Source organism: Cognatiyoonia sp. IB215182 (assembly GCF_033963905.1).
Taxonomy (GTDB): domain Bacteria; phylum Pseudomonadota; class Alphaproteobacteria; order Rhodobacterales; family Rhodobacteraceae; genus Yoonia.
On the sequence record NZ_JAXBMB010000059.1, the window covers coordinates 1 to 1897 of the forward strand.

At 52.5% G+C, this 1897-nt stretch carries 2 protein-coding genes; one reads left to right on the forward strand and one right to left on the reverse strand.

What is annotated here, in order from left to right; all coding sequences use genetic code 11:
- The first annotated feature begins 23 nt into the window (after positions 1–23).
- The gene (locus tag SLH47_RS26225; protein WP_320244084.1) at positions 24–725 is read left to right on the forward strand and encodes a hypothetical protein; all 702 of its coding nucleotides are present in this window, start codon (positions 24–26) and stop codon (positions 723–725) included.
- Here SLH47_RS26225 and SLH47_RS26230 read toward each other — a convergent pair.
- Positions 687–1859: a glycosyltransferase family 4 protein gene (locus tag SLH47_RS26230; RefSeq protein ID WP_320244085.1), complete on the reverse strand. Its 1173-nt coding sequence runs from the start codon at positions 1857–1859 to the stop codon at positions 687–689. The genes SLH47_RS26225 and SLH47_RS26230 overlap by 39 nt on opposite strands.
- Positions 1860–1897: the final 38 nt, after the last annotated feature.

Consider the following 1897-nt stretch of genomic DNA (forward strand, 5'->3'; position numbering starts at 1 on the left):
GATAACCGAGAATTATCCTACCGATGTGGCCATTTGAGGATGTTACGGGCGCCCTTATCAGCCTGCTGATCGGCGGTCTTCTTGGAAGAGAGCTGTACAGGATAGTCGACAAGCCAAGCGTCACGATCCAATATCGTCAGCCAGTGGTCTTTCAGCAAAACGACGGACAGTTCCTCTCTATCAGGGTTGGTAATGTCGGTCGAAACGCTGCCGAAAAGTGCTTGTGCACACTTTCGATATTTGGTGAGAGCCAGAGCCTCATCTTAGACCCATCGGAAGCGGAGGCCCAAGAGAATCTCCACGAGTACAAGGACGAAAAACTAGATCTTGAGTACCCGCGCTATCAGCTGATCCAGCCCGATTCACAACGCACGGTCGAAAACGATCAACTGTGCTGGTCAGCACTAGGAAATCCCGCTCAAGTTGAAATCAATCCGGGTACCACACAGGCCATTGACCTGTGCAAGCACTTCAACTCCAACGGAAAGCAATACTTTATCTTTCCTTCGGAGTTTGGATGGAGGCGCGTCCGAACACGTATGCGCAGCGATAAGCCCTTGAGATGCAGGGTGCTGGTATGTCCTGCCAACGACTACCCAACACCTCTCGACTTCGAACTCTTCGTCGACCGCGGAAACGTTCGGATAAAGAAGACCAAGCTGACACTGCTTGATCGGTTGCGCCGCCTACTTCTCCGTCGATCCATCTACACCAAGCAGATCTAGATATGTCCGCGCGTAGCGTTCGGCGCACGACCTGAAGTCGTTGTTCAGCCGGAAAAGGATTGACGCCGTTTCGGTGTCCGTCTGATTGTCGGCGGCAACGATCGCTTTTGCCAAAGCTGATGGATCATCGACTGGCACGAAATGCGCGTGAGGAAAGCGTCTTGCTATCTCGAGGTATGTTGGTATGCGAGTGAGGACTGTGGGTCGCCCACTTGCTAGGGACTCTGTGATCGATAAGCCATATGAACAGTATCGCTCAGGCGATACGACGATGTCCGTTTGTTGGTAGGCCTCATCCATCGATGCGAACGATTTTATGGTGACTGCGTCCTCGACTTGGAGCGCCCTAGCGTCGTCACGAAACTTTTCCACCTCAGACAAGTAGTACTCTCGCACCCCGGTGAACAGAAACTTGAACCTCGTGTGCCCCTCATCTTTCAGTAGCCTGCAAGCGCTCAGAGCAACGTCTTGCCCCTTTTGGCCAGGAAAGAAGCGCGAAGGCACGAGCACGGTCCGATCCGCTGAATGCGTCTTGCGACCAAGCCTTCCAAACCTCTGAAGATCGGTCCCCAATGGGTTGGCTTCGATTTTCCGACCCAACTCGAGGGTGTATTTTCCGGCATAGTGATGGCTGGGGGTGAACAGGCGGTCTGTTGACCCGAGAGCCTTAGGATCTGATCTGATCAACTCTACCATCGTCGCAAACGACCCTTCGCCCCAAAATCGATCGAGTTCCAGTTCGTTCTCGTGGTTAGTGACGACCAAAGGCCTATCAGTTTCGAAGTATACTGCCGCTGAAAAAGCATTTAGGTGCAAAATGTCAGCGTCTATGCCTTGAAGCTGTTCTTCGACGTAGTTTGAGACATTTCGGAGAGACTGAGCCGATGCAGTGTCGCGATAGACTGCGCTTCTCATGAACTCGGCAATGTTTGGGTCGCTTGATCGAAACTCTTCTTGGAAGCTCTCAGGCACGCGTCCGATGACCTTTACACCTTCCACCTCGATCTCGGGTTGCATGTTCGAGCAAACAACAAACGCGTCAAAGCCAAACGTGCGGAGCTCCTTGGCAAGATCGATTAGAAAACGCTCTGTCCCGCCGATGAAGTCCTGACGAAGCCCCCAAGCGGTGTGCAAACAAACTCGTACCAATGGTCTGATAATTCTCGGTTATC

Excerpts from the sequence above, each read along its gene's own strand:
- SLH47_RS26225 (WP_320244084.1), top strand. The coding sequence starts at position 24 with ATGTGGCCATTTGAGGATGTTACGGGCGCCCTTATCAGCCTGCTGATC.